Source organism: Streptomyces sp. WMMB303, assembly GCF_029351045.1.
Classification (GTDB): Bacteria; Actinomycetota; Actinomycetes; order Streptomycetales; family Streptomycetaceae; genus Streptomyces.
Genome location: NZ_JARKIN010000001.1, coordinates 6,533,061 through 6,559,794, shown reverse-complemented (window position 1 = coordinate 6,559,794; position 26,734 = coordinate 6,533,061). Strand labels below are relative to the sequence as shown.

The 26,734-nt window shown below is 75.3% G+C and carries 3 protein-coding genes; all 3 read left to right on the top strand.

The window, feature by feature from the left end; translation table 11 throughout:
* Position 1: 1 nt before the first annotated feature.
* Genes P2424_RS28445 through P2424_RS28435 form a run of 3 tightly spaced genes read left to right on the top strand, consistent with a single transcriptional unit; the run spans position 2 to position 26,690 of the window.
* Positions 2-22,123, top strand: coding sequence for a non-ribosomal peptide synthetase/type I polyketide synthase (locus P2424_RS28445; RefSeq protein WP_276478527.1), 22,122 nt, complete (start codon positions 2-4; stop codon positions 22,121-22,123).
* Positions 22,120-25,470: an ACP S-malonyltransferase gene (gene fabD, locus P2424_RS28440; RefSeq protein ID WP_276478526.1), complete on the top strand. Its 3,351-nt coding sequence runs from the start codon at positions 22,120-22,122 to the stop codon at positions 25,468-25,470. The genes P2424_RS28445 and fabD overlap by 4 nt, the downstream gene beginning before the upstream one ends.
* Complete coding sequence (locus P2424_RS28435; protein WP_276478525.1) at positions 25,467-26,690, top strand: cytochrome P450; 1,224 nt, start codon at positions 25,467-25,469, stop codon at positions 26,688-26,690. The genes fabD and P2424_RS28435 overlap by 4 nt, the downstream gene beginning before the upstream one ends.
* Positions 26,691-26,734 lie beyond the last annotated feature (44 nt).

Genomic DNA, 26,734 nt, shown 5'->3' with positions numbered 1-26,734 from the left:
CATGAGCGACGAGAAGCTGCTCGGCTATCTGAAGCGGGTGACCAGCGAACTGCGCAGCACGCGGCAGAAGCTGGACGCGCTGGAGTCGGCCGAGCGGGAACCGGTCGCGATCGTCGGTATGGCGTGCCGCTTCCCCGGCGGGGTGACCTCGCCCGAGGAGCTGCACCGGCTGGTCGTCGACGGGGTGGACGCGGTCTCCGAGTTCCCCGTCGACCGCGGCTGGGACCTGGCGGACCTCTACGACCCGGCTGCGGAGCGGCCCGGCACCAGCAGCACCCGGCACGGCGGGTTCCTGCACGACGCGGCGGAGTTCGACCCCGCCGTCTTCGGCATGTCCCCCAAGGACGCGCTGGTGACCGACCCGCAGCAGCGGCTGCTGCTGCAGTCGAGCTGGGAGGCGCTGGAGCACGCGCGGATCGCTCCCTCCTCCCTGCGCGGCAGTGCCACCGGGGTGTTCGCCGGGGTGATGTACAGCGACTACGCGGCACGGCTGGCGCACGACGCGGGCGCGTTCGAGGGGCACCTGTTCACCGGCAGTCTGCCGAGTGTGGCGTCGGGGCGGGTGGCGTACGCGCTGGGGTTGGAGGGGCCTGCGGTGTCGGTGGACACGGCGTGTTCGTCGTCGTTGGTGGCGTTGCATCTGGCGGCGCGGTCGTTGCGTTCGGGTGAGTGCGGGCTGGCGCTGGCCGGTGGTGTGGCGGTGATGTCCACCCCGCGGACCTTCGTGGAGTACTCGCGGCAGCGTGCGCTGGCGCCGGATGGCCGGTGCAAGGCGTTCTCGGCGGCTGCGGACGGTACGGGCTGGTCGGAGGGTGTGGGGGTGCTGGTGCTGGAGCGGCTCGCGGACGCGCGGGCCAACGGGCACCGGGTGCTGGCCGTGGTGCGCGGCTCGGCGGTCAACCAGGACGGCGCCTCCAGTGGACTGACCGCCCCCAACGGGCCCGCGCAGGAGCGGGTGATCAGGCAGGCGCTCGCCTCGGCCGGACTGTCCGCCGCGGAGGTGGACGCGGTCGAGGCGCACGGTACCGGAACGGTCCTCGGCGACCCCATCGAGGCGCAGGCGCTGCTGGCGGCCTACGGGCAGGAGCGCACCGAACCCCTGTGGCTCGGTTCCCTCAAGTCCAACATCGGCCACGCGCAGGCCGCGGCGGGTGTCGGCGGTGTGATCAAGACGGTGCTGGCGATGCGGCACGGGGTGCTGCCGCGCACGCTGCACATCCAGGAACCGTCCCCGCACGTCGACTGGTCCTCGGGCGCGGTCGAGCTGCTGACCGGGCAGCGCCCCTGGCCCACGGCCGCCGACCGGCCCCGCCGGGCCGGGGTGTCGGCGTTCGGCGCCAGCGGGACCAACGCACACGTGATCCTCGAGCATCCGTCGGAGCCTGCGCCGGAAGCGGACGAGCCGGACCCGACCGGGCCGGAGGCGACCCGCTCCGCGGCCGGGACCCCGGCTCCGGTGCTGGTGTCGGCCGCGACCGGGACGGCCCTGCGGGCGCAGGCCGGCCGGCTGCTGGAGCAGGTCGAGTCCGACCGGGACGCGGACCCGCTGGACATCGCCTTCTCCACCGTGACGACCCGCTCCGCGCTGGAACACCGCGGCGTGGTCGTCGCCGGGGACCGCACCGAACTGCTGGCCGGACTCGAGGCGTTGACAACGGGCGAGCCGTCACCGCGGGTGGTCGAGGGCGCGGTGCTGCCCGAGTCCGGAACGGTGTGGGTCTTTCCCGGGCAGGGCTCCCAGTGGGCGGGCATGGCCCGGCGGCTGCGGGAGACGTCGCCGGTCTTCGCCGCCCGGCTACAGCTGTGCGAGCGGCTGCTGGACGAGCACGTCGACTGGTCGCTCTCGGAGGTCCTCGAGGACGAGGCCGCGCTGTCCGAAGTGGACGTGGTCCAGCCCGCGCTGTGGGCGGTGATGGTCTCGCTGGCCGAGGTGTGGCGTGCGGCGGGACTCGTGCCCTCCGCCGTGGTGGGCCACTCCCAGGGCGAGATCGCCGCCGCGTGCGTCGCGGGCGCGCTGTCCCTGGAGGACGGCGCCCGGATCTCCGCGCTGCGCAGCCGCGCCCTGCGGGCCCTCAGCGGCAGCGGCGGGATGCTGTCGGTCGTGGCCTCGCAGGAGTGGGTCCGGGAGCGGATCGCACCGCTGGGCGACCGGGTCTCGGTGGCGGCGGTCAACGGCCCGAACACGGTGGTGGTCTCCGGCGACCCCGACGGGCTGCGGGACCTCGGCCGGGTGCTGGCGAAGGCCGGAGTGATGCGCTGGAACGTGCCCGGCGTGGACTTCTCCGCGCACTCCCGCCAGGTGGAGGCCCTGGAGGACGAACTCGCCGACGTGCTGTCCGCGGTCGAACCCGGCCCCTCCCGGGTGCCGTTCTGGTCGACGGTGACGGCGGGCCCGCTCGAGGGCACGGAGCTGGACACCGCGTACTGGTACCGCAACCTGCGGGAGCCGGTGCGGTTCGAGGAGACCGTGCGGGCCCTGGTGGCGGACGGGTTCGGGACGTTCGTGGAAGTCAGCCCGCACCCGCTGCTGACCACAGCCGTCGCAGACACCGCGGACACCGCGGACCCCGCCGCGGGCCGGGGAGTCGTGGTGGCGGACACGCTGCGCCGGGACGAGGACGCCGCGCACCGCTTCCTGCTGTCCATGGCCCGGCTGCACGCGAGCGGCCTCGCCGTGGACTGGGACCGGGCGTTCGACGGCACCGCCGCCCGCACGGTCGACCTGCCCACCTACGCCTTCGAGCAGCGCCGCTACTGGCTGGAGCCCCCGCGGCCGCTGCTGGAGGCCCCCCTCGACCTGGCGGACGACGAGCGGACCGTGCAGACCGGACGGCTCTCGCTGAGCAGCCATCCGTGGCTGGCGGACCACCGGGTGCGGGGCCGAGGCGTGGTGCCGGGCACCGCGCTGCTGGAAATGGCACTGCAGGCCGGGGCGGACGGGGAGGCGGTGGAGGAACTCACGCTGCTGGCACCCGTGCTGGTGCCCGAGGACGGCGAGGTCGAGCTCCAGCTCCAGGTGGAGCCCGGCGACGGCAGCGGCCGCCGGCCGCTGCGGCTGTACGCACGGGAGGCGCGGACCGACTGGCGGCTGCACGCGACCGGGGCGCTCTGCGCGCCGACCGGCCCGGCGGGCACCGTCGGGCCGGACCTCGCCGACTGGCCGCCCGCCGACGCCGAGCAGGCCGACCTGGGCACCTGGTACGAGGACCTGGCCGCACAGGGCCTGGAGTACGGGCCCGGCTTCCGCGGCCTGCGGGCACTGTGGCGGCGCGACTACGAGCTGTTCGCGGAGGTGGCGCCGGCCGAACCGGTACGCGCCGCCCTGCTCGACGCCGCGCTGCACGCGGCACTGGACCTGGAGACCGAGCCGGCGCTGCCGTTCTCCTGGCACGGGGTGCGGTGGCTGGACCGGGACGCGGCTGCCGAGGCGACCAGCCTGCGGGTGCGGCTGACGCTCCTGGCGGACGGTTCGGTGGCCCTGCTGGTCGCCGACGGCGCCGGCCGCGGCATCCTGTCCGCCGATTCCCTGGCGCTGCGTCCGCTGAGCGCCGTCCAGGGCGCCCTCGCGGGCGGCGACGCGGCGCTGTTCGAGCTGACCTGGCACCCGGCCGAGCCGGATGCGGCCTCCGCGGACCCCGCCGGGGCGGCGGCGGACGGCGTTCCCGCCGACGTCACGGTGCTGCGCTGCCCGCCGGCCGAGGGCGCCGCGCCCGCCAGGATCCACGCCGTGACCTCGGCGGTGCTGGGCGAGCTGCAGACCTGGCTGGCCGAGACCGAGACCACCGGCGGACGCCTGGTGGTGGTGACCCGCGACGCAGTGGTGACCGGCGACGGGGACGCGACCGGCGAGGAGACGGCCGCCGGCGCCGGAACCGGCGCGCTGCCGGACCCCGCCGCGGCCGCCGTCCACGGACTCGTACAGTCCGCGCAGGCGGAGAACCCGGACCGGATCCTCCTCGTCGACACCGACGACCCCGACGGGCTGCCGCAGGCACTGCCGTCCGTGCTGGCGACCGGCGAAGCCCGGGTCGTGGTGCGCGGCGGCCGGATACGGGTGCCGCGCCTCGTGCGCACCCCGCCGCCGCCCGAGCCCGCCCGGCCCGCGTTCCCCGCCGACGGCACGGTGCTGATCACCGGGGCCTCCGGCACCCTCGGCGGACTGGTGGCCCGGCATCTGGTGGCGGCGCACGGCGTGCGCGACCTGGTGCTGCTCAGCCGTCGGGGGGCGCCGGAACTCGCCGCCGAACTGACCGCCGAGGGCGCGACGGTGACCTCCGCGGCCTGCGACGTCGCCGACCGCGCGGCGCTCGCCGACGTGCTGGCCGCGATCCCCGGCGACCGTCCGCTGCGCGCCGTCGTGCACGCCGCCGGAGTGCTGGACGACGGAGTGATCGGCTCGCTCACCCCGGAGCGGCTGCGCTCCGTGCTGGCGGCGAAGGCCGACGGCGCCTGGATCCTGCACGAGCTGACCCGGGACCTCGACCTGACGGCCTTCGTGCTGTTCTCCTCGGTGGCCGCCACACTGGGCACCGCGGGGCAGGGCAACTACGCGGCGGCCAACGCCGCGCTGGAGGCGCTGGCGCAGCATCGCCGCGGCCTGGGCCTGCCCGGGCCGGCGCTGAGCTGGGGCCTGTGGGCGGAGCGCAGCGCCCTGACCGGCCGCCTCGACGACACGGACCTGGCGCGGCTGGCCGGTGCCGGAGTGCGCCCGCTGGCCACCGAGGACGGGCTGGCGCTGCTCGACGCCGCGGTGCGCACCGACCGGCCGCACCTGGTCGCGGCTCGGCTGGATCCCGCGGCCGGGGAAACCGGCGCCCTCGCCTCGCTGTTGCGCACCCCGGCTGTGGCCCGGCGCCGACGGTCCACCGGGTTCGCCGCCGCGCCCGCCGCCGCGGGTCCGGCGCCCGCCGTCGGCCAGGGCCCGGACCCGAGGGGCATGTCCGAGGAGGAGCGGGAGCGCTTCGTCGGGGAACTGGTCCTGCGGGAGGCCGCGGTGGCGCTGGGACATGACACGGCCGACGCCGTCGACCCCGACGCCGGGTTCCAGCGCCTCGGTCTCACCTCGCTGGGGGCGCTGGAGCTGCGCAACCGGCTCGGTGCCCGCACCGGGTTGCGGCTGCCCGCGACCATGGTCTTCGAGCACCGTACGCCGCGTCGGCTGGCGGCCTTCCTCGCCGGCCGACTCGCCGATGCCGCGCGGACGGCCGCGGTGGCGCGCACCGGGACCGGGGACCGGCCGGCGGCGCCGGACGCGGCCGGTCCCCGGCCCGCGGCGCAGGAACCGGCCCGGGACCGCCGCGGGGCCGCGGACGGTGCCGGGGACCGGATCGCGATCGTCGGCGTCGCCGGCCGCTACCCGCTGGCCGAGACGGTCGGGCAGCTGTGGGAGAACCTGGCCCGGGGGCGGCACTGCATCCGCGAGGTGCCCGCCGAGCGCTGGGACGCGGACGCCCACCACGACCCGACCGGCACCTGGGGTTCCTACAGCAAGTGGGCGGGCTTCCTGGACGACGTCGACGCGTTCGACCCGCTGTTCTTCCACATCTCCCCGGCCGACGCCGAGGCGATGGACCCCCAGGAGCGGTTGTTCCTGCAGACGGCGGCCGCCGTCCTGGAGGACGCCGGGTACCCCGCCGACCGGCTCGCGGCGCAGGGACCGGTCGGCGTCTTCGCCGGAGTGATGAGCAACGACTACGCGTGGATGGGCGGTGCGGCCAACGCGCTCGGCGTGCCGACCGACGCGCATTCCCACCACTGGTCGGTCGCCAACCGGGTGTCCTCGTTCTTCGACTTCACCGGTCCGAGCCTGGCGGTGGACACCGCCTGCTCGGCGTCGCTGACCGCGGTCCATCTGGCCTGCCAGAGCATCAGGTCGGGTGAGTGCGCCACAGCGCTGGCGGGCGGCGTCAACCTGATCCTGCACCCGCAGCATCTGCGCGGTCTGGCCCGGGCCGGGATGCTCTCCCGGGGCGACCGGCTCAAGGCGTTCGGGGCGGACGCGGACGGCTTCGTCGACGGCGAGGGCGTGGGCGCCGTGCTGCTGAAGCCGTTGGCGGCGGCGGTCGCCGACGGCGACCGCGTGCTCGGTGTGCTCGGCGGATCGGCCGTCAACGCGGGCGGCGACGCGGGCGGCTACACCGTGCCCAAGGCGTCCGCGCAGGCCGAAGTGGTCCGGACGGCGCTGGAGCGGGCCGGCTTCGACGCCGGAAGTGTCGGCTACGTGGAGGCACACGGCACCGGCACCCATCTCGGCGACCCCATCGAGATCGCGGGCCTGGTCGAGGCGTTCGGCGGGCCCCTCGGCCCGGCGGACCGGGCACAGCGGCCGATGACGGCCCTCGGCTCGGTCAAGACCAACATCGGCCATCTGGAGGCGGCGGCCGGAATCGCCGGCCTGACGAAGGTGCTGCTGCAGTTCCGGCACCGGAAGCTGGCACCCTCGCTGCACTCGGACGCCCCCAACCCGGAGATCGACTTCGGCAGCACGCCGTTCGAGGTGCAGCAGCGCCTCGAACCGTGGCCGCGGCGGAAGGGCGGGACCGAGGACGCTGCCGGAGGCGCGGCCGACGGGGCGTCCGAGCAGCCGCTGCGGGCCCTCGTCAGTTCCTTCGGCGCGGGTGGGGCGAACGCCTGCGTGGCCCTGGAGGAGTACGTGCCGACCGGTGCGCCCGAACCGCCGGAGGACACCGGGGAGCAGGTGCTGGTGCTCTCCGCCAAGAGCGAGGAGCGGCTGGGAGCCTACGCGGCCGACGTGGCGGCCTTCCTGCGCGGTGCCGGCGACCCGGACCGGCCGGGCCCGGACACCGGGGCCGCGGCGGACGCCGAGGAGCTGTGCGTGCGGCTGGCCGCCGAGGTGGCGGGTGTACGGCCCGGTTCCCTCGACGCGGCGGACGACCTCGTCGACTGCGGCTTCGGCATGGCCGAGCGGGCCCACTACTTCACCCTGCTGTCCGAGGAGTTGGGTGCGGAGCTGTCACCGTCTGTGGCGGCCGCCGACACCATCGGCGCCGTCGCCGAAGCGGTGACCGGACTGCTGCCCCGCACGAGGACGGCCGTGGACCCGGACCTGCGGCTCGCTGACATCGCCCACACCCTGCAGTCGGGCCGCAGCGCCCACGAGTTCCGGCTGGCGCTGACCGCGGGATCGGTGGCCGAGGCGGCGGAGCTGCTGGAGGCGTACGCGGCCGGCCGCGCCGGGGACCGGGTCGCCACCGGGCGGGCCGTGCCCCACCGGGCGCGGCCGACCGAGGAGGCGGAACGCTCCCTGGAGCAGGCGCTGATCCGGGGTGACCGGAGGGCGGTCGCGGAATGCTGGCTGGCCGGGACCGAGGTCGACTGGTCCCGGATCGCACCGGCGGGCGCCCGCCGGATCGAGCTGCCCGGCTACCCCTTCGCCCGCAAGCGCTGCTGGATACCCCGGCCCCCCGCCGACGGCCCGCACCCCGCCGCCACGCCGACCGCCGACACCTCGAAGACGCCCACGGCGGACGGACCCGGCGGCTCCGGCGCCGGTCCGGGCGTCGCCCCCGCCGTGGGCCGGGTGCTGACCGGGTATGCGGCACTGGATGCGGCCTCGGTGTCCGGAGTGCTCCACGCCTACCAGGAGATGGGGGCCTTCCGGCGTCCCGGCGAGCAGCACCGCGCCGAGGAGCTGCGCGGCGCGCTCCGCATCCGGGACAAGTTCCGGCGCCTGCACGAGGCGCTGCTCGGGCTGCTCGCGGAGGCCGGATATCTGACGTACGAGGACGGCTGCTTCACCGCCACCGCCGCGGTCGGCCGTGCGGACGCGTGGGAGGCCGCGCTGGACCGGGCCGCGGCCGACTTCCCCGACATCGAGCCCACCGCGTCCCTCAACCGGGAGTTCCTGCGGGTGTATCCGCGGCTGCTGCGCGCCGAACTGGTGGGGACCCAGGTGATGTTCCCCGACTCCTCGATGGAGCTGGTGCGGGATCTGTACCGGGGCAACCCGCTGACCGACTTCTTCAACTCGCTCGTCGCGGACGCCGTCGGGCGCCATCTGGAGATCCGGCTGCCGCAGCTCGCCGAGCACGAGACGTTCGAGATCCTGGAGCTGGGCGCCGGTACCGGAGCCACCACCGAGCGCGTACTGCCGGTCCTGGCCGAGCACACCGACCGGGTCGGCTACACCTTCACCGACATCTCGCCGCGCTTCCTGGACCACGGCCGCGAACGCTTCGCCGCGCAGCACCCCGGGGTGCGTTTCCACCTGCTCAACCTGGAGCGCGACCCGGCCGAGCAGCAGATCGCCCCGGGATCGGCTGACGTGGTGGTGGCCACCAACGTCGTCCACGCCACCAGGAACCTGCGGGAGACCCTGCGCGCGATCCGCTCGCTGCTCAAGCCCGGCGGCCTGCTGGTGCTCAACGAGCTGACCGTCATCCGCCCGTACCTGACCGTGGGCGGCGGTGTGATGGAGGGCTGGTGGGCCTTCGAGGACGGTGAGTTGCGCATCGAGGGCTCGCCGCTGGCCACCCCCGACCGGTGGACGCGGCTCCTGGAAGAGGAGGAGTTCGTACAGGTCGCCGCACTCGGCGCGGACGAGGCCGAGCTGGGCCAGCGGGTGCTCGTGGCCCGCAGCGCCCATGCGGTGACCGGCCCGTCCGTCGCGGTTTCGCAGGCCGCCCCGGTTGCGGAGACGCCGAGGGCGACGCCGGCGACCGCCGACGGGGTGCAGGAGCGGCTCCGGGAGCTGCTGGAGCGGATCCTGAAGCTGGACGTCCCCATCGATCCCGACCGCTCCCTCGCGGACTACGGTTTCGACTCGCTCAGCGGGCTGCGCATCGTCTCCGCGGTCGAGGAGGAGTTCGGGGTGGCGGTGCCGCTGGACGAGTTCTTCGAGCGCCCGACGCTGCGCGAACTCACCGCGCACCTGACCTCGGAGTGGCTCACCGCCACCGCTGAACCGGCGACCGCAGAAGCGGCGACCGCAGAACCGGCGACCGCCGAGCGGGCCGCCGCGGGCCCGGCCGTGTCCGCGGCCCCCGTGCGGGCAGCCGCTGAGGTGTCCGCTCCCGTACCAGCCGAGGCGGCACCCGTCGACGCCGCGCCCGCCGAGACGCCCCCCGCCGAGGCGTCCTCTGCCGCGGCGGAGGCCGCGCGTGTACTGCGGCCGCGTGGCACCGGGGCGCGGACGGGCCATCCGCTCTCCGAGGGCCAGCGCGCCCTGTGGGTGATCGAACAGATCGCCCCGGGCAACCACGCCTACAACCTGCCGCTCGCCTTCTGGCTCGACCGCGACGTCGACGTGCTCGCCCTCCGCGTCGTCCTGCAGGATCTGCTCGACCGGCACGAGGAACTGCGCGCGACGGTCCGCACGGGGACGGACGGCCCCCACGTCCGGATCGCGGACGAACCCGAACTCCCCTTCCAGCAGGTCTTCCTCACCGCGGTCGCGGAGGAGGATCTGCGCGAGCGGGTGCGTGCCGACCTGCGCCGGCCGTTCGACCTGGCCGAAGGGCCACTGCTGCGCGCGACGCTGTACACCCTCGGCGACGGCGCCCAGGCGCTGCTGCTGACCGTGCACCACCTGGTGCTCGACGGGGTGTCGATCCCCCTGCTGCTGGGCGAGATCGACCGCGGCTACCGCGCGCTCCGCGCGGGGGGCCCGCTGCCCTCCGACCGGCCGGAGCACACCTTCGCCGACTTCACGGCCTGGCAGCGCGAACTGCTGGACGGCCCCGCAGGCGACCGGATGCGCGCGTACTGGACCGACCGGCTGCGGGGCCGCCGGACCTCCGTACCGCTGCCGCTGGACCGTCCGCGGCCGCCGGTACCCGGGTTCCGGGGCGCCGTCGTGGAGGGGCGCCTCCCGGCGGAGGTCTCCGAGCGGGCCCGCGCGCTGGCCGCCGGGGAGCGCGCCTCGCTGTCCAGCGTCATGCTGGCGGCCTTCTTCGTACTGCTGCACCGCTACAGCGACCAGGCCGACATCGCCGTCGGCACCCCGACCGCGAACCGGCCGCCCAGCGGCTACGACGACGTGCTCGGGTACTTCATGAACATGGTCGTGCTCGCCGAGCGGGTCGACGGGCAGGAGTCCTTCTGCGAACTGCTGCGGCGCCTCCACCGCACCGTGCTCGGCGCGCTGGAGCACAGCGCCTATCCGCTGCTCACCCTCGCCGAGGAACTGCGGCGCGAGGACCCGGGCGCGTCCGCGGGCCCGCTGTTCGACGTCGCCTTCTACTTCCACAACTGGACCCGCGACCTGCGCGGTGACGGCCTGGTGGGAGAGCGGGTCGACGGTGTGCACCAGGAAGGCGAGTTCGACCTGACCCTGGATCTGGTCGACCACCCCGACGGCTGCCGGTACACCCTCAAGTACAACCCCGACCTCTTCGACGCGACCACGGTCGAGCGCCTCGGGGAGCACTTCGTCACCCTGCTGACCTCCGCCGCGGCCGCACCCGCGACCGCGGTCGGTGCACTGGACCTGCTGACGGCCGACGAGCGGGCCGCACTCGCGCCGCCCGCACCCTCCGCGTACCCGGCCGACACCCTGGTCTGGCAGTTGGTGCGGAGCCAGGCCGAGGCCCGGCCGGGAGCGGTGGCCGTCCGGGACGAGACGGGCGAGCTGACCTACCGCGCGCTGTGGGAGCGGGTGGAGGCACTCGCGGCCCGACTGCGCTCCGCCGGTGTCGGCCGGGGCCGCACCGTCGGCGTCCTGCTGCCGCGCGACGCGGGCCTGACCGTGGCCCTGCTCGCGGTGCAGGCCGCGGGCGGCGCCTACGTACCGCTGGATCCCGGCTACCCGCAGCAGCGGCTCGCGTTCATGGCCCAGGACGCCGGACTGCACCTGCTGCTCACCCGCTCCGCCGTCGACGCCGCCTGCGGGGACACGGTGCCCCGGCTGCTGCTCGACGAGGGACCGGAGCCGCCCGCGGCCCCGTCGCCCGGGACCGCGGCGCCGTCCGACCCCGCCTACGTCATCTACACCTCGGGTTCCACCGGCAGGCCCAAGGGCGTGCGCGTCCCGCACCGGGCACTGACCAACTTCCTGTGGTCCATGGCGCGCGAGCCCGGGTTCGGCCCGGGGGACACGCTGCTGGCGCTCACCACGGTCTGCTTCGACATCTCGGGTCTGGAGCTCTACCTGCCGCTGATCACCGGCGGCACCGTGGAGATCCTGCCGGCCGCCGCCGCCAAGGACGGACTGCGGCTGCGCGACGCGGTCGAGCGCAGCGCCGCCACCGTGCTCCAGGCCACCCCGGCGACCTGGAGCATGCTGCTCGCCGCGGGATGGCGGGGGGACCCCCGGCTGACCGTGCTGTGCGGCGGCGAGACGCTCTCCGCCGAACTGGCGGAGGCGCTGCTCGCGGGCAATCGGGAGGTGTGGAACCTCTACGGCCCCACCGAGACCACCATCTGGTCGGCGGCGGCCCGGCTCGCCCCCGGCGACCGGGTGACCGTCGGGACCCCGCTCGCCAACACGGCGCTGTACGTGCTCGACAGCGCGCGCAGGCCCGTCCCGACCGGAGTGCCCGGCGAGCTGTACATCGGCGGTCACGGCGTGGCCGAGGGCTACCTGGACCGGCCCGAACTGACCGCCGAGCGGTTCCTGCCCGACCCGTTCGCCACCGGATCCGACGCGCGGATGTACCGCACCGGTGATCTGGCCCGGCGGTTGCCCGACGGGCGGATCGAGCATCTGGGCCGGATCGACTCCCAGGTCAAGGTGCGCGGCCACCGTGTGGAGCTGGAGGAGATCGAGGCGACCCTGCGGCGCCTGCCGGGCGTCCGCGACGCCGTGGTCGTCGCGCGCGGCACCGGCGGCGGCGACCGCTCGCTGCTGGCCTGCTGGACGCGTACCGGCAGCGGCCCCGACCCGACCGCCGAGCAGCTCGCCGTCTGGCTGCCGGCGTACATGGTGCCGGATGTGCTGATTCCGGTCACCGGCTTCCCGCACACCCTCAACGAGAAGGTGGACCGGGCCACGCTGGCCGCCCTGTCGCCGGACGCCGTGCGGGCCCGCTTCGGCGCGCCCGGAGCCCGGGAGCCGGAGGCCGGGGCCGGGGCGCCCTCGGGGACGGTTCGGGAACCCGGCGGACGGGCCGCGGCGCTGGAGGCCGAACTGGCCGCTACGGTGGCCCGGCTCGCCGGGGTGCCGGCCGGGGAGATCGGGGCGCACACCCCGCTCGGCGAAGTGGGCATGAACTCGGTGACGTTCACCGCGCTCAGCGCCGAACTGAGCACCGCTTACGGCATCGACGTCCGCCCCACGCTGTTCTACCGCCGCGGCACCCTGCGGGCGCTGGCCGAGCATCTGTGGGAGCAGCATCCGGCGCGGCTCGGCGCACACTTCGGCGCCGAGCCACCGGCCCCGGCCGCCGCACCGGCCCCCGCCGTGCTGCCGCAGCCCGCCGAGCCCGGTGTCCAGGAGCGGCCGAGCACGGACATCGCGGTCGTCGGCATGGCCGCACGGCTGCCCGACTCGCCGGATCTCGCCGCGTTCTGGGACCACCTCGCCGCCGGGAACGACCTGGTCCGGGAGGTGCCCGCGGACCGGTGGCCCGGGCAGCGGGCCGGACAGCAGGGGCCGCAGCCCCTGCGGGGCGGCTTCGTCCCCGACGTGGACTGCTTCGACGCGGCCTTCTTCGGGATCTCCCCCCGGGAGGCGGAGCTGATGGACCCCCAGCAGCGGATCCTGCTGGAGGTGGTGTGGTCGGCCGTGGAGGACGCGGGGTACCGCCCCTCCGAACTGGCCGGGAAGCGCGTCGGAGTGTTCGTCGCCGTCGCCAACAACGACTACCTGGAGGCCCAGCGGGCCGCCGGGCACGGCCCCCAGGGGCACACCGCCACGGGTGCGGCGCTGTCGGTGATCCCCAACCGGATCTCCTACCTGCTGGACCTGCGCGGGCCCAGCATGGCCGTGGACACAGCCTGCTCCGGCTCGCTCACCGCCGTCCACCAGGCGTGTGCCGCGCTCCGGGACGGCACCTGCGACCTGGCCATCGCGGGCGGCGTCAATCTGATCCTCACGCCGAGCGTGTACGAGGTGCTCAGCCAGGGCGAGATGCTCAGCGCCGACGGCCGCTGCAAGACGTTCGACAGCCGGGCCGACGGCTACGTCCGGGGCGAGGGCGTCGGCGCGGTGCTGCTCAAACCGGCCGACCGGGCGCGGCGGGACGGTGACGCCGCGCACGCGACGGTCAAGGCGGTGGTGGCCAACCACGGCGGCCGCACGACGTCGCTGACCGCGCCCAACCCGGATGCCCAGGCCGAGCTGCTGGTCGAGGCGTACCGGATGGCCGACGTCCCGGTGGAGTCCGTCGGCTACATCGAGGCCCACGGCACCGGGACCGCGCTCGGCGACCCGATCGAGACGGCCGGGCTGTCCGCGGCCTTCCGGCAACTCCGCGCGGAGCAGGGCACCGAGGCGGCGCCCGGCTGCGCACTCGGCTCGGTCAAGACCAACATCGGCCACCTGGAGGCCGCGGCGGGCCTCGCCGGGATGTTCAAGACGGTGCTCGCGCTGGGGCACGGCACCATCCCGGCCGGCCTGCACTTCCACGAGCAGAACCCCCACCTGGAACTCGACGGCGGCCCGTTCGAGGTGGCCGCCACCACCCGGCCCTGGCCGCGGCGGTACGACGCCGCCGGATGCGAGCTGCCGCGCCGCGCCGGGGTCAGCTCGTTCGGCTTCGGCGGGGCCAACGCACACCTCGTGCTGGAGGAGTCACAGATGCCGGACGCCCGTGCGGAGGACGCGGCCGAGCACGCCTATGTGCTGTCGGCACGCACCCCCGAGGCGCTGCGCAGCGCAGCGCAGCGGCTCGCGGACCACCTGGCGGACCGGCCTGCCCCGCCGGGCGACCTCGCCTTCACGCTGCAGACGGGACGGGAGCCGATGGCGCACCGGCTCGCCGTGGTGGCGGACGGTGCGGCCGGGCTGCGGACCGAGTTGGCCGCGTATCTGGCGGGCCGCCCCTCGGCGGTGCGTACCGGGCGGGCCGGACGGAACGCCGCGCCGCACACCGTCACCGTGGGCGGGGACCTGACCGCGGCCGTGGACGCCTGGGTGGCGGGCGCCGAGGTCGACTGGACTCCGCTGCATCGGGATGCGGCCCGCCGCCGGGTGCACCTGCCCGGCTACCCCTTCGCCCGCACCCGCCACTGGTTCGCCCCCGCCCCCGCCCCGGTACCGGCCCGGACTCCCGCTCCGGTATCGCAGCCGGGAGCTGCCCGGCTGCACCCCACCCTGCTGGACTCCGAGGTCTCCGCATCCGCCGAGGTCTCCGACCCCGGTGAGCGGGTGTTCGCCAAGACGCTCACGGGCGCCGAGTTCTTCCTGCGCGACCACGTGGTCGGCGGCGAGCCGGTACTGCCCGGCGTGGCGTATCCGGAGATCGCCCGGCTGGCCGGTGAGCTGTCCGCCGGGCGGCCGGTGCGCGGCGTCGACGGTCTGGTGTGGGCCGCGCCGGTGCGGTTGCCCGCGGCGGGCGGGCAGCGGCTCGAGATCCGTCTCGCCACCGACCGCGCGGGCACCGCCTTCGAGGTGCACAGCGCGGAGGGCGGCCCCCGGGCCCATGCGCGCGGCACCCTGCTGCTCGGCTCGCCCGGCCCGCGGCCCGCCGGGGTCGACATCGCGGCGGTACGCGGCCGCTGCCCGGCCGTGCAGGACGGCGCGAGCTGCTACCGGGACTTCTCCCGGCTGGGCCTGGACTACGGCACGAGCTTCCGGGTGATCGAGGAACTCGCCGTCGGGGAGCGCGAGGCGCTGGCGGTGCTGCGCCTGCCCGCCGACCGCTCGGCGGACGCGGGCGACTACGTCTTCCACCCCTCGCTGCTGGACGCGGCACTCCAGACGGCGGGGCGGCTCGCGTCCGCGGCGCACGACCCGGCTCGTCCCCTGCCGTACCTGCCCTTCTCGCTGGGCTCGCTCCGGCTGCACGCCGCGCTGCCGGCGGAACTGTTCGCCTACGCCACGCCCGCTGCGGGCCCGCAGCCGGCCGGAACACTCTGCTTCGACGTGGCGCTGCTGGACCGCACCGGCGAAGTGGTCGCCACACTCGACGCCTTCACCCTCCGGGAGCTGCCCCGCACCGACACCGCCGATGCCGCCGACACCGCCGATGCCGCCGGTGCGCCGGACGCGGTGACCGCGTTCGAACCGGTCTGGCAGTCGGCACCGCAGACCGCGCGGGTACCGCGCGGGAGCGTCCTGGTGCTGGACGCGGGTTCCGAGGGGGCGGCCGTGCAGGCCGCGCTGACCGCGGCGGGCGCCGACGTGCGGCGCCTCGTCCCGGACTCCGGGTTCGACATCGGGACCGCGCTCCGGGAGGGGGCCGGCACACCGCTCCACGTCGTGCAGTTGGCCGGTGAGCACACCGACCCGGACAGCGCGCTGGAGCACGGCTTCCACACGGCCAGGGCGTTCCTCCAGGCGTGGCAGCGGCAGCGCCGGGGCGCGCTGCGCTACCTCTACGTGCACCGCGAGCCGGCCGCCTCGCCCGCCCACCCGGCCATGGCCGCTTTCGCCCGCTCGGTACGGGCCGAGCATCCGGCGGTCGACTTCGGGGTGCTGGCCGTGGCGGCCGGGCCGCTCGCGGACGCGGTGGCCGCCGAACTCGGGGCCGAGGGCGAGCCCGAGGTGCGGATCTCCGCCGCGGGCCGCAGCCGTCGCTCCTGGCGGCAGGTCCCGCTCCCGGCCGTGGACGCCTCGGCGTTCACCGGGCCGGGCGCCCATGTGATCACCGGCGGCACGGGTGCGCTCGGGCTGCTGCTCGCCGAGCACCTCGCGGGGGTGCGGCGCGCGGCGGGCCTGCCGCGTGGCGGGATCGTGCTCGCCGCGCGGAGCGCCCCGGGGCCCGAGGCCCGCGCCCGGGCCGAGGCGGCCGGTGCCCGGGTGGTGCGGGCCGACGTGGCCGACGGCGCCGCGGTGCGCGCGCTGCTGGCCGGGGCCCGCGCGGAGCACGGGACGGTCTCCGGCGTCCTGCACGCCGCCGGGGTGCTCGGCGACGGGCTGCTGCAGCGCACGGACCGCGCTGAGGTGGAGGCGGTGCTGGCCGCCAAGGTGCGGGGGACGGTACTGCTCGACGAGGCCACCCGGGACGACGCGCTCGACTACTTCGTGATGTTCTCCTCCGTCGCGGCGGCGTTCGGCAACGCGGGGCAGACCTCCTACGCGTTCGCCAACTCCTTCCTCGACCACTTCGCCGAGCAGCGCGAGCAACTGCGCCGCGAGGGCGTCCGGCAGGGCCGCACCCTCGCTGCCGGCTGGCCGGTCTGGGCGGACGGCGGCATGCGGATCGACGCCGCCGCGGCGGAGTACGTGGAGCGGGTGCTGGGCATCCGGCCGCTGGGCACCGCACCGGCGCTGGAGGCGCTGGAGGGCGCCCTGGCCGGCACCGCGCCCCGGCTGCTGCTGGCCCCGGGCGATCCCGCCCGGATCCGCTCCGCGCTCGACGGCCGCTCGGCACACACCCCGTCCCCTCCGGTGCGCGCCGCGGAACCGGCGGTGCGCGCCGCGGAACCGGCGGTGCCGTCCCGCACCGCCGCGGCGCAGCCGGGCGACGGCGTACGGGAGCAGGCCGAGCGGGTGGTGCTGGGGATCCTGGCGGAGGAACTGCGGCTCCCCGCGGAGGAGATCGACCTCGCCGACTCCTTCGACCACTACGGCGTGGACTCGCTGCTGACCATGAGCGTGACCCAGCGGCTCGAAGCGCACTGCGGCCCGCTCTCGAAGACCCTGCTGTTCGAGTATGTGACGGCAGGCGAGCTGATCGACCACCTGGCCACCGCACACCCGGACGCGTTCGCCGGGATCGAGCAGCCGGCACTGCCCGAGGACGCGCCCGCCCCGGCGCCGGTACCGGCCGCCGCCCCGGAAGCCGGGACAGCCACCGCCGGTGCCATACCGGCGGCGCGGGGCGCGGTCGGAGCCGTCCGGCCGGCGGACGACGGCGGGGCCGGGGGTGACATCGCGATCATCGGCGTCGCGGGCCGCTATCCGCAGGCCGATGACGTCGACGAGTTCTGGCGCAATCTGCGGGCCGGCCGGGACTGCATCGAGGAGATCCCGGCCGACCGCTGGAACCACGCCCCGTTCTACGACGCGGACAAGTCCGCCGTCGGCCGGACGTACGGCAAGTGGGGCGGATTCCTCCGTGGCGCCGACCGGTTCGACCCGCTCTTCTTCCGGATGTCGCAGATCGAGGCCGAGCTCACCGACCCGCAGGAGCGGGTCTTCCTGGAGACCGTCTGGCACCTGCTGGAGGACGCGGGATGCACCCGCGAGAGCCTGCGCGGCTCCCGGACCGGCGTGTTCGCGGGCATGATGTACGGCCAGTACCAGCTCTACGGCGTCCAGGAGGCGCTGCGGGGCGAGGGGCCGCCCCCGCACTCGTCCTACGCCTCGGTGGCCAACCGGGTCTCGTACTTCTTCGACTTCACCGGCCCCAGCGTCGCCGTGGACACCATGTGCTCCTCCGCGCTGGTCGCCATCCACCAGGCGTGCCAGGCCCTCCGCGAGGGCGACTGCGAGACGGCCGTCGCGGGCGGGGTCAACATCTCCAGCCACCCGGCGAAGTACCTTCAGCTGGCCTGGCGCAGCTTCCTCTCCGAGGACGGCCGCTGCCGCAGCTTCGGCGAGGGCGGGACCGGCTACGTCCCGTCCGAGGGTTCCGGGGCCGTGCTGCTCAAGCGCCTCGACGCGGCGCTGGCCGACGGCGACCGGGTGCTGGCCGTCGTCAAGTCGTCCGCCGTCAACCACGGCGGCACCGGCCGCGGTTTCAACGTGCCCAGCCCCAAGGCGCAGGGCGATCTGGTGCGCACCGCACTGGACCGCGCCCGGATGCGCCCGGCCGACCTGGACTACATCGAGGCACATGGCACCGGCACCGCCCTCGGCGACCCGGTGGAGATCACCGGCCTGCTGCGGGCCTTCGACGGTGACCTGCCCGAGGAGCTGCCGATCGGCTCGGTCAAGTCCGGCATCGGACACGCCGAGTCGGCGGCGGGCATCGCGGCGCTCACCAAGGTGCTGCTGCAGATGCGGCACGGCGAGTTCGCCCCGTCGCTGCACGCGGAGGAACTCAACCCCAACATCGACTTCGCGGCGACCCCGTTCCGGGTGCAGCGCGAGGGGGAGCCCTGGCCGCGCCGGCTGCGTGCGGACGGCACCGAGGCACCGAGGACCGCCGGGGTGAGCTCCTTCGGCGCCGGGGGCACCAACGCGCACCTCATCCTCCAGGAGCCCCCCGCGGCGCAGCAGCGGCCGGCAGCCCCGGCCGGTCCGCAGCTCGCGGTGCTCTCCGCGCGGGACTCCGGACGGCTCACGGAGCAGGCCCGCCGTCTGGCCTCCCATCTGCACGCCGAGGGCGCCGGATCGGCCGGACACGAGGTCGCCTGGACGCTCCAGTCCGGACGCGAGGCCATGGCGCACCGGCTCGCGATCCGCTTCGAGACGCTCGCTCAGCTCACCGAGCGGCTGGCCGAGTTCGCCGACGGAGGGGTGCCCGAGGAGAGCTGGAGCGGGGTGGTCGACCCGCGCAAGCCCGCCGGGGGCGAACCGCCGGGGAACGATCCGGCCGCCTGTGCCGCGGCCTGGACGTCCGGGCAGCCGGTCGACTGGGCCGTGCTGCACGGAGGTTCGCCGCCGGGACGGGTGGCGCTGCCCGGCTACCCGTTCGGCGGCGAGCGGGTCCGGCTGGCCGCGGCGGACGCCGAACTCGCCGCCGTCGGTGCGGCGCCGACGACCGGAGCCGCGCCGACGACCGGAGCCTCGCCGGCGGCCGGTGCCGGGACCGCGGCCGGCACCGCGTCGGCGACAACCCGGGCCCTCCCAGCAGCCGGGGACGGCACGCCGGAGGCCGAACCCGTCGCCGAGGAGGTACTGCTGACCCGGGACTGGGTCCGCGCGGAGCCCGCCGGGCGTGACGCACCGCCCGCGTACACCGCGGTACTGGCCGCCCCCGGCACCGAGGAGCTGGCCGCCCGGCTGGCCGCCGCGCTCCCGGCCGCCGAGGTGCTCCGCACCGCCCGGCTCGACGCCCAGCTGGCCGATCCCGGCACCCGCTGGGACCGGTACGACGCGGTGGTCGACCTGGCGGGCTGCGCCGGGTCCGCGCCGCCCGTCGACAGCCCGGCGCTCCACGCCTGGCTGCGCTGGCTGCAGCAGGTGGTCGACCGGGGCAGCCGCGAGCTGCGCGCGGTGCTGGTGTCCCGGGGCCCGGACTCCGGCCTCGGTGGCGCCTCCCGGGTGGGCCTGTACCGGATGCTCCAGAGCGAGTACCGGCAGCTGCGCTCCCGGCACGTGGACGTGGGCCGGTGCGGGGACGAGCAGCTGTGCGCCCGGGTTGCCGACGAACTCGCCCTCGACAGCGAGGAGCCCGAGGTCGCCTACCGCGAGGGCGTCCGCCACCGGACGTCGCTGCGGACGCTGCCGCCCGCGGCGCGGCCAGTGCCGCGCCTCCCCGAGGGCCACGTCCTGTGGGTGACCGGCGGCACCCGCGGGCTCGGGCTGCTGACCGCCCGGCACTTCGTCGCCCGGCACGGTGTGCGCAAGCTCGTGCTGACCGGCCGCGAGGAACTGCCCCCGCGCGCCGAGTGGGCCGCGCACATCGCCGCGGACACCGCGCTGGGCCGCAAGCTCCGCCCGCTGGCCGACCTCGCCGACCAGGGCGTGCAACTGGAGGTGCCGGCCGTTCCGCTGACGGACGCGGCGGCGCTCGCCCGGACCCTGGCCGACGTGAAGCGCAGGCTGGGCCCGGTGGGCGGAGTGGTCCACTGCGCCGGCGTCACCGACGCCGAGAACCCCGCCTTCGTCCGCAAGACTCCCGAGGGTATGGCCCGGGTGCTCGGTCCGAAGGTCTTCGGTCTCGACGCGCTGACGGAGTGCTTCCGCGCGGAGCCGCTGGAGTTCTTCGTGCTGTATTCCTCGGTCACCGCGGCGGTCCCCGCGCTGGCCGTCGGGCAGAGCGACTACGCGCTGGCCAACGCCTACCTGGACGAGGTCGCCGCGGCGCGGCCGTACGGGCTCCCCCTCATCAGTGTGCAGTGGCCGAGCTGGCGGGACACCGGCATGGGAGAGGTGCGCAGCGCCGCCTACCGGGCCTCCGGGCTGGCGGCCCTCCCGGACGCGCAGGGGCTCGCGCTGCTGGACCGTGCCCTGGCCGCCGGAGAGCGGGTGATCCTGCCCGCGGCCGTACGCGCGGACGCCGACTGGCGCCCCGAACTGCTGACCGGCCGCCGGCCGACAGCGCCGGCCGCGCGAGCGGCCGCGCCCGCGGCGGACCCGGCAGCCCCCGCCGGGGGGCGGGACGCCCCCGGCCGTGCCCGAGCACTCCGGCAGTCGGCTGCCGCGGATCCCGCCCCCGCCGAGTCGGACGCCCTCCCGGCGGCGCGGGAGGCGGTGGCCTCCTGGCTGCTCGACCGGCTCGCCCTGGAGCTCCGCTTCGACCGGGCCAAGCTGTCCGCCGACGTACCCGTCCAGGACTTCGGCATCGACTCGATCCTGGTCACCCAGCTCGTGCAGACTCTCGGCAAGCAGCTCGACGTCTCGCTCGACCCGACGGCGCTGCTGGAGTACCCGACCGCCGACGAGTTCGCCGCGTACCTCGCCGAGGAACACCCCCGGCAGCTCGCCGCGGTCTTCGGCCCCTCCGCGACCGCGGCCCCGGAGCCGGCGGCACGGCAGGAACCCGCCGCCCCCGAGGCCCCGGCCGCGCCGCAGTCCGCGGCGGACGCCGCATCCGGGACACTCCTGGACCGGGCCGCCCCTCGCGGGCAGGCCGCACCGCGCGAAGAGGACTCCGTCGGGCAGGACGACATCGCGGTGGTCGGACTCTCCTGCCGCTTCCCCGGCGCAGGGTCCGCCGACGCGTACTGGGAGCTGCTGCGGGAGGGCCGCAGCGCGCTGCGGCCGCTTCCCGAGCAGCGCTTCGGTGGACTGCACGGCTACCACGCGGGGCTGCTGCCCGAGGAGCTGCGCTTCGACCCGGAGGCGTTCCTGCTGTCGGAGGCGGACGTCGAGGCCATGGACCCGCAGGCGCTGCTGCTGCTGGAAGAGGTCGACCGGGCCGTCCGGCACGCCGGATACCGGCCCGAGGAGCTCAAGTCGCGGCGCGTCGGGGTGTATGTGGGCGGCCGGGCCACCAGCGCGCCGGACGAGGAGCTGGTGGACCGGTCGGCGAACCCGGTGATGGTCACCGGTCAGAACTATTTGTCGGCCAACGTCTCCCAGTTCTTCGACTTCCGCGGGCCCAGCGTCGTCGTCGACACCGCCTGCTCCTCCGCGCTGGTGGCGCTGGACATGGCCGCGCAGGCCCTGCGGGCCGGGAGCCTCGAGGCGGCGGTGGTCGCGGGGGTCAGCCTGCTCGCCGACGACCGGGCGCACCGGATCTTCGCCCGGCGCGGTCTGCTCAGCACCGGCGCCGCCTTCCACCTGTTCGACCGCCGGGCCTCCGGGCTCGTCCTCGGCGAGGGCGCCGGAAGCGTGCTCCTCAAGCCGCTGGCCCGGGCGCGGGAGGAAGGGGACCGGGTCCTCGCCGTCCTCAAGGGCGTGGCGATCAACAACGACGGCCGGACCGCCGGCCCGGCCACGCCGAGCCTGGAGGCGCAGAAGGAGGTGATGGCCGAGGCGCTGGCACGCGCCGGCCGCCTTCCGCGGGAGGTCGGCTGGGTCGAGGCCAACGGCTCCGGGTCGACCGTCGCCGACCTGCTCGAACTCAAGGCGGTGCAGGCGGTCTACGGCACCGGCGCCGGGGCGCAGCGGCCTCTCTCGCTCGGCTCGGTCAAGCCGAACATCGGCCATCCGCTGGCCGCCGAAGGGATCGCGGCGCTCATCAAGGTCGTCCTGATGCTGCACCACGGCGAGCAGGTGCCGTTCGGCTCAGGACAGGAACCACTGGAGCACTTCGACCTGGCCGCCTCCGCGCTGGACTTCCCCCGCGGGCCCCGCCCGTGGCCCGAGTCGGCCCGGCTGGCCGCGCTCAACTGCTTCGCCGACGGCGGCACCAACGCGCACGTCGTGCTGGCGCCCGCGCCCGAGACCCGCCACCGCGTCCGGCCACCGCTGCCGGAACCCGTACTGAACCGGAGGACCGTCATCCGAGGAACCACCGCACCCGGGGCCGCGGCCACCGGCCTGTTCTGGGACAAGTACCGATGAACACGACTCAGCCGCCCGCCGGAAAGCCCCTCGTCTTCGCGTATGCCGGCCAGGGTTCCCAGTACTACGGCATGGGCAAGGAGCTCTACGACGCCGAGCCGGTGTTCCGCACCGCGCTGGACCGCTACGACGCCGTCGTGACGCAGGAGTTGGGCGAGTCGGTGCTCGCCCGGATCTTCGACCCGGCGAAGCCGCGCAACCACCCGCTCCTGGACACCCGGGTCACCCATCCGGGCATCGTCATGATCGAACTCGCGCTGACGGAGACCCTGCGGGCCGAGGGCGTCGAGCCCGACCATGTTCTCGGTTGCAGCCTGGGCGAGTACACCGCGGCCGTCGTCGCGGGCAGCCTCGACCCGGTGGACTGCCTGCGGCTGCTGGTCCAGCAGGCCGACCTGGTCGGCGCGAGCCCGCCCGGCGGCATGCTCGCCGTGCTCACCGGCACCGACGTGCTGGACCGGGTACCGGAACTGCGGGTGTGCGAGATCGCGGCGCACAACTATCCGGGCAGCTTCGTGGTGTCGGGGCCGGAGGCGGACCTGGCGCGCGCCGAGGCGGCACTGCGGGCCGCCGACGTGCTGCACGTCCGGCTGCCGGTCGAGTACGCCTTCCACTCCCGCCTCATGGACGAGGCGCTGGACACCTGCCGGGCGACGTTCGAGGGGGTGGCGCTCGCACCGCCGCGCATCCCCTGGACCTCCTGCGTGGACGGCGCCCCGGTGCGGGAGGTGACCGCTGACCACTTCTGGCGGGTCGCCCGGCGGCCGATCGAGTTCGAGCGCGCGGTGGCCGCGCTGCGGGAGCGGGGCGACTTCCTCTACCTGGACCTCGGGCCCGCGGGGACTCTGCACAACTTCCTCCGGCAGCTCCTGCCCGAGGGCGGCCGGTCGGCGTCGCTGCCGCTGCTCAGCCAGTTCGAGAAGGACACCGAACTGCTCGCCGGAGTCCGCGCGCGTGCCGCTCGTGTCACCCGGCGGCAGCCCGCCGCCGCTGTCACGGCTCCTCGCGGCACGGACCCGCTCGCCGAGGACAGCCCCACGACGGTCCGGGACACCACCGACCGCCCCCCGGCGGGCCGCCCCACGAAGGTCTACGGCTTCCCCGGGCAGGGCTCGCAGCGCCGCGGGATGGGCAAGGACCTCTTCGGCCGGTTCCCCGCGCAGACGGCGCTGGCGGACGAGGTGCTCGGCTACTCGATCGAGGAGCTGTGCGTCCGGGACCCCGAACGGTGCCTCGCGCGCACCGAGTTCACCCAGCCCGCCGTCTACGTGGTGAGCGCCCTGAGCTACCTGGACCGGGTGGCCCGGGACCCGGAGCCGCCGGATTTCCTGGTGGGGCACAGCCTGGGCGAGTACGCGGCGCTGTTCGCGGCCGGGGTCCTCGACTTCGAGACCGGGCTGCGGCTGGTGGCGCGGCGCGGCGAGCTGATGGCCGCCGCCGACGGCGGCGGCATGGCCGCGGTGGTGGGGACCGACGAGGAGACCGTCACCCGGATGCTGGCCGACCCCGCCCTGGCGGCCCTGGACCTGGCCAACCACAACGCGCCGGACCAGTTCGTCATCTCCGGCCCGGCCGAGGGCATCGACGCGGCCTGCACCGCTTTCGAGGCGGCAGGGGCCCGTGCGGTCCGGCTGCACGTCAGCGCGCCGCTGCACTCCCGCTACATGCGCGGCGTGGCCGAGCGGTTCGGACCGTTCCTGGACGGCTTCGACCTGCGCCCGCCCGTCGTCCCGGTCCTCGCCGGTGTCGACGCCCGCCCGTACACGCCCGAGACGCTGAAGGAGCGGCTGACGGCGCAGATCGCCGCGCCGGTCCGCTGGACCGACATCGTCCGCGCGGTGCGGGAAGACGGCGACCTCGACTTCGTCGAACTCGGCCCCGGCCGGGTGCTCACCAAACTGGTCGAGCGCATCACCGCCGCCGAACCGGCTCCGGCGCCGTCCGGCGGTGCCGCAGTGCCCGAACCGGTCCGCGCACCGTCCACCGAGGAGCCGGCCGCCACGGCACCGGCGGCAGGCGCGGAGCAGCACCCGGCGGCCGCGGCCACCGCGGACGGCCTCGGAGCCGGGAGCTTCCGCGAACGGTACGGACTGCTGCGGGCCTACGCCGTGGGGTCGATGCACGGCGGCGTCTCCGGACCGGAACTGCTCCGCGCGACAGCCAAGGCCGGGCTGCTGGGCTTCCTCGGAACCGGCGGGCTCACCCGGGCCGAGCTGGAGCGGCAGCTCCGTGAGGCGGAGCCGGGGGCCGCCGTCGGGGCCAACCTCCACTACCGGCACGGCGCTCCGGAACGGGAGGCGGAGCTGGTCGACCAGCTTCTGCGGCACGGCGTCGACCTGGTGGAGGCCTCCGGGTTCCCGGTGCTCACCGAGGACCTGGTGCGCTTCCGGCTCAAGGGCGGCCGGGTCCTGGCGAAGGTGTCCAGGACCGACATGGCCGCCGCGTTCCTCGCGCCGCCTCCCGAGCGGCTGGTCGCGCGGCTGCTGGACACCGGGGCCGTGACCGCGGCGGAGGCGGCGGCAGCGGCGTCCAGACCGATGGCCGACGACCTGTGCGTCGAGGCGGACGGCGGCTGGCTGTGCGTCGGCGCCGATCTGCTCACGCTGCTGCCCGCGGTCCTGCGGCTGCGGGACGAGGCGGCGCTGCCCGGCCCCCGGGTACATGTGGGCTGCGCCGGTGGCATCGGCACCCCGGAAGCGGCCGCGGCGGCGTTCCTGCTCGGTGCGGACTTCGTCCTGACCGGATCGGTCAACCAGTGCACGGTGGAGGCCGGCACCGGCGACCACGTCAAGGATCTGCTGCAGCAGGCACGCGAGTACGACGTGGCCACCGCGCCCTGGGCCGACCTGTTCGAACTGGGCGGCCAGGCACGCTATCTGAAGCGGGGACTGTTCTTCCCGGCCCGGGCGGCGAAGCTGTACGAGCTGTGGCGGCGGCACGCCTCGTTCGGCGAACTCGACGAGGCCACCAGGGCCCGGATCCTCGACCGCCGGCTGGGCGGTGAGCATCCGCCGCCCCCGGCATCCGGCCAGGACGCCAAGGCGGAACTCGCGGACCTGTTCCGGAACTACTTCGCGCGCGGCTTCCGGCTCGCGGTGCGCGGCGACACCGCGGACCGGGCCGATCATCTGGTCCACTGCGGCCCGGCGATGGGCGCCTTCAACCAGGCCGTCGCCGGAACCGCGCTGCACCCGTGGCGGGCCCGCACGGTCGAGGCCGTCTGCGACGTCCTCATGGACGGCGCGGCGGAACACGTCGCAGCCCGGCTGCGGAGCTTCGGCGGGATGCGGCAGGAGCGGCCGGACCCGAGCGGACGACCAGTTCGGAAGGAGGCGGTGCAGCGGTGAGCACCGTGCCGCAGGACCAGCCGTTGATCTATTACCCGTTCACCCCCGAGTTCATGGAGGACCCCTACCCGCACTACGCCGAACTGCGCCGGCAGGTGCCGGTGCACGAGCATCCGGGCGGCTTCTGGATGCTCTCGCGCTACGCGGACGTGGACGCGTTGCTGCGCTCCAAGCACTCGGTCGACCAGCGGCACGTCGCCCCGGGACCGTTCCGGGACGCCTACGCGAAGGCCGGCGTCTCGGAGAAGCCGCGGCTGAAGGGCCTGGCGCTGCTGGACCTGGACCCGCCGGACCACACCCGGCTGCGCAAACTGGTCACCAAGGCGTTCACCGTCCGGGCCATCAACGGACTGGAGCCGATGGTCCGCGAACTGGTCGACGAAGCGCTCGACGGCATCGCGGCGGCCGGAGGCGGCGATCTGGTCGAGGAACTGGCCTTCCCGCTGCCCTTCACCGTGATGACGCGGATGCTCGGCATGCCGCCGATCGACACCAAGCACCTGCGGATGCTCACCAGTCTGCTGATGCGCTCGGTCGAACTGACCACCGACCCGGAGGTGATGCGCGTCATCGAGGCGGCCGACGCGGAGATCTTCGAGGTGGTCAGCGACGCCGTCTCGCGGAAGCGCAGCGAACCCGACGACGATCTGCTCACCGCCCTCATCGCGGCTGAGGACGACGGGGACAAACTGAGCCACGATGAACTGGTCGCCCAGGTGACCACGTTGTTCGTGGCCGGCTACGAGACCACCGTGAACCTGATCTCCGGCGGCACCCTGGCGCTGCTGCGCAATCCCGACCAGTTGGCGCTGCTGCGGGCCAAGCCCGAGATCGGCGAGAACGCGGTCGAGGAGATGCTGCGCTACGACCCGCCCACGCACAGCAGCCGCCGGATCACACTCGAGCCGTACCACGTCGGCGGGTACGAGATCCCGGCCGGTTCGATGGTCCTGGCCAACCTGGCCGCGGCCAACCGCGACGAGGAGTTCTTCGGCCCCGACGCGGAGGAGTTGCGGCTGGAGCGGGAGAACGCGCGCAAGCAGCTCTCCTTCGGCGGCGGGATGCACTACTGCCTCGGCGGCGCACTGGCACGCATCGAGGGCCGGGTGGCGATCGGTGAACTCGTCCGCCGCTTCCCCGGACTCGCGATGGACGGCCCCGTCGAGTGGAACGGCCTGCTCACCCTCCGGGGTGCGGAGCGGCTGCCGATCCGCGTGTGAGTCCCGGCTCCGGTGCCGGCGGGCGGGCACCGGAGCCGGGCACC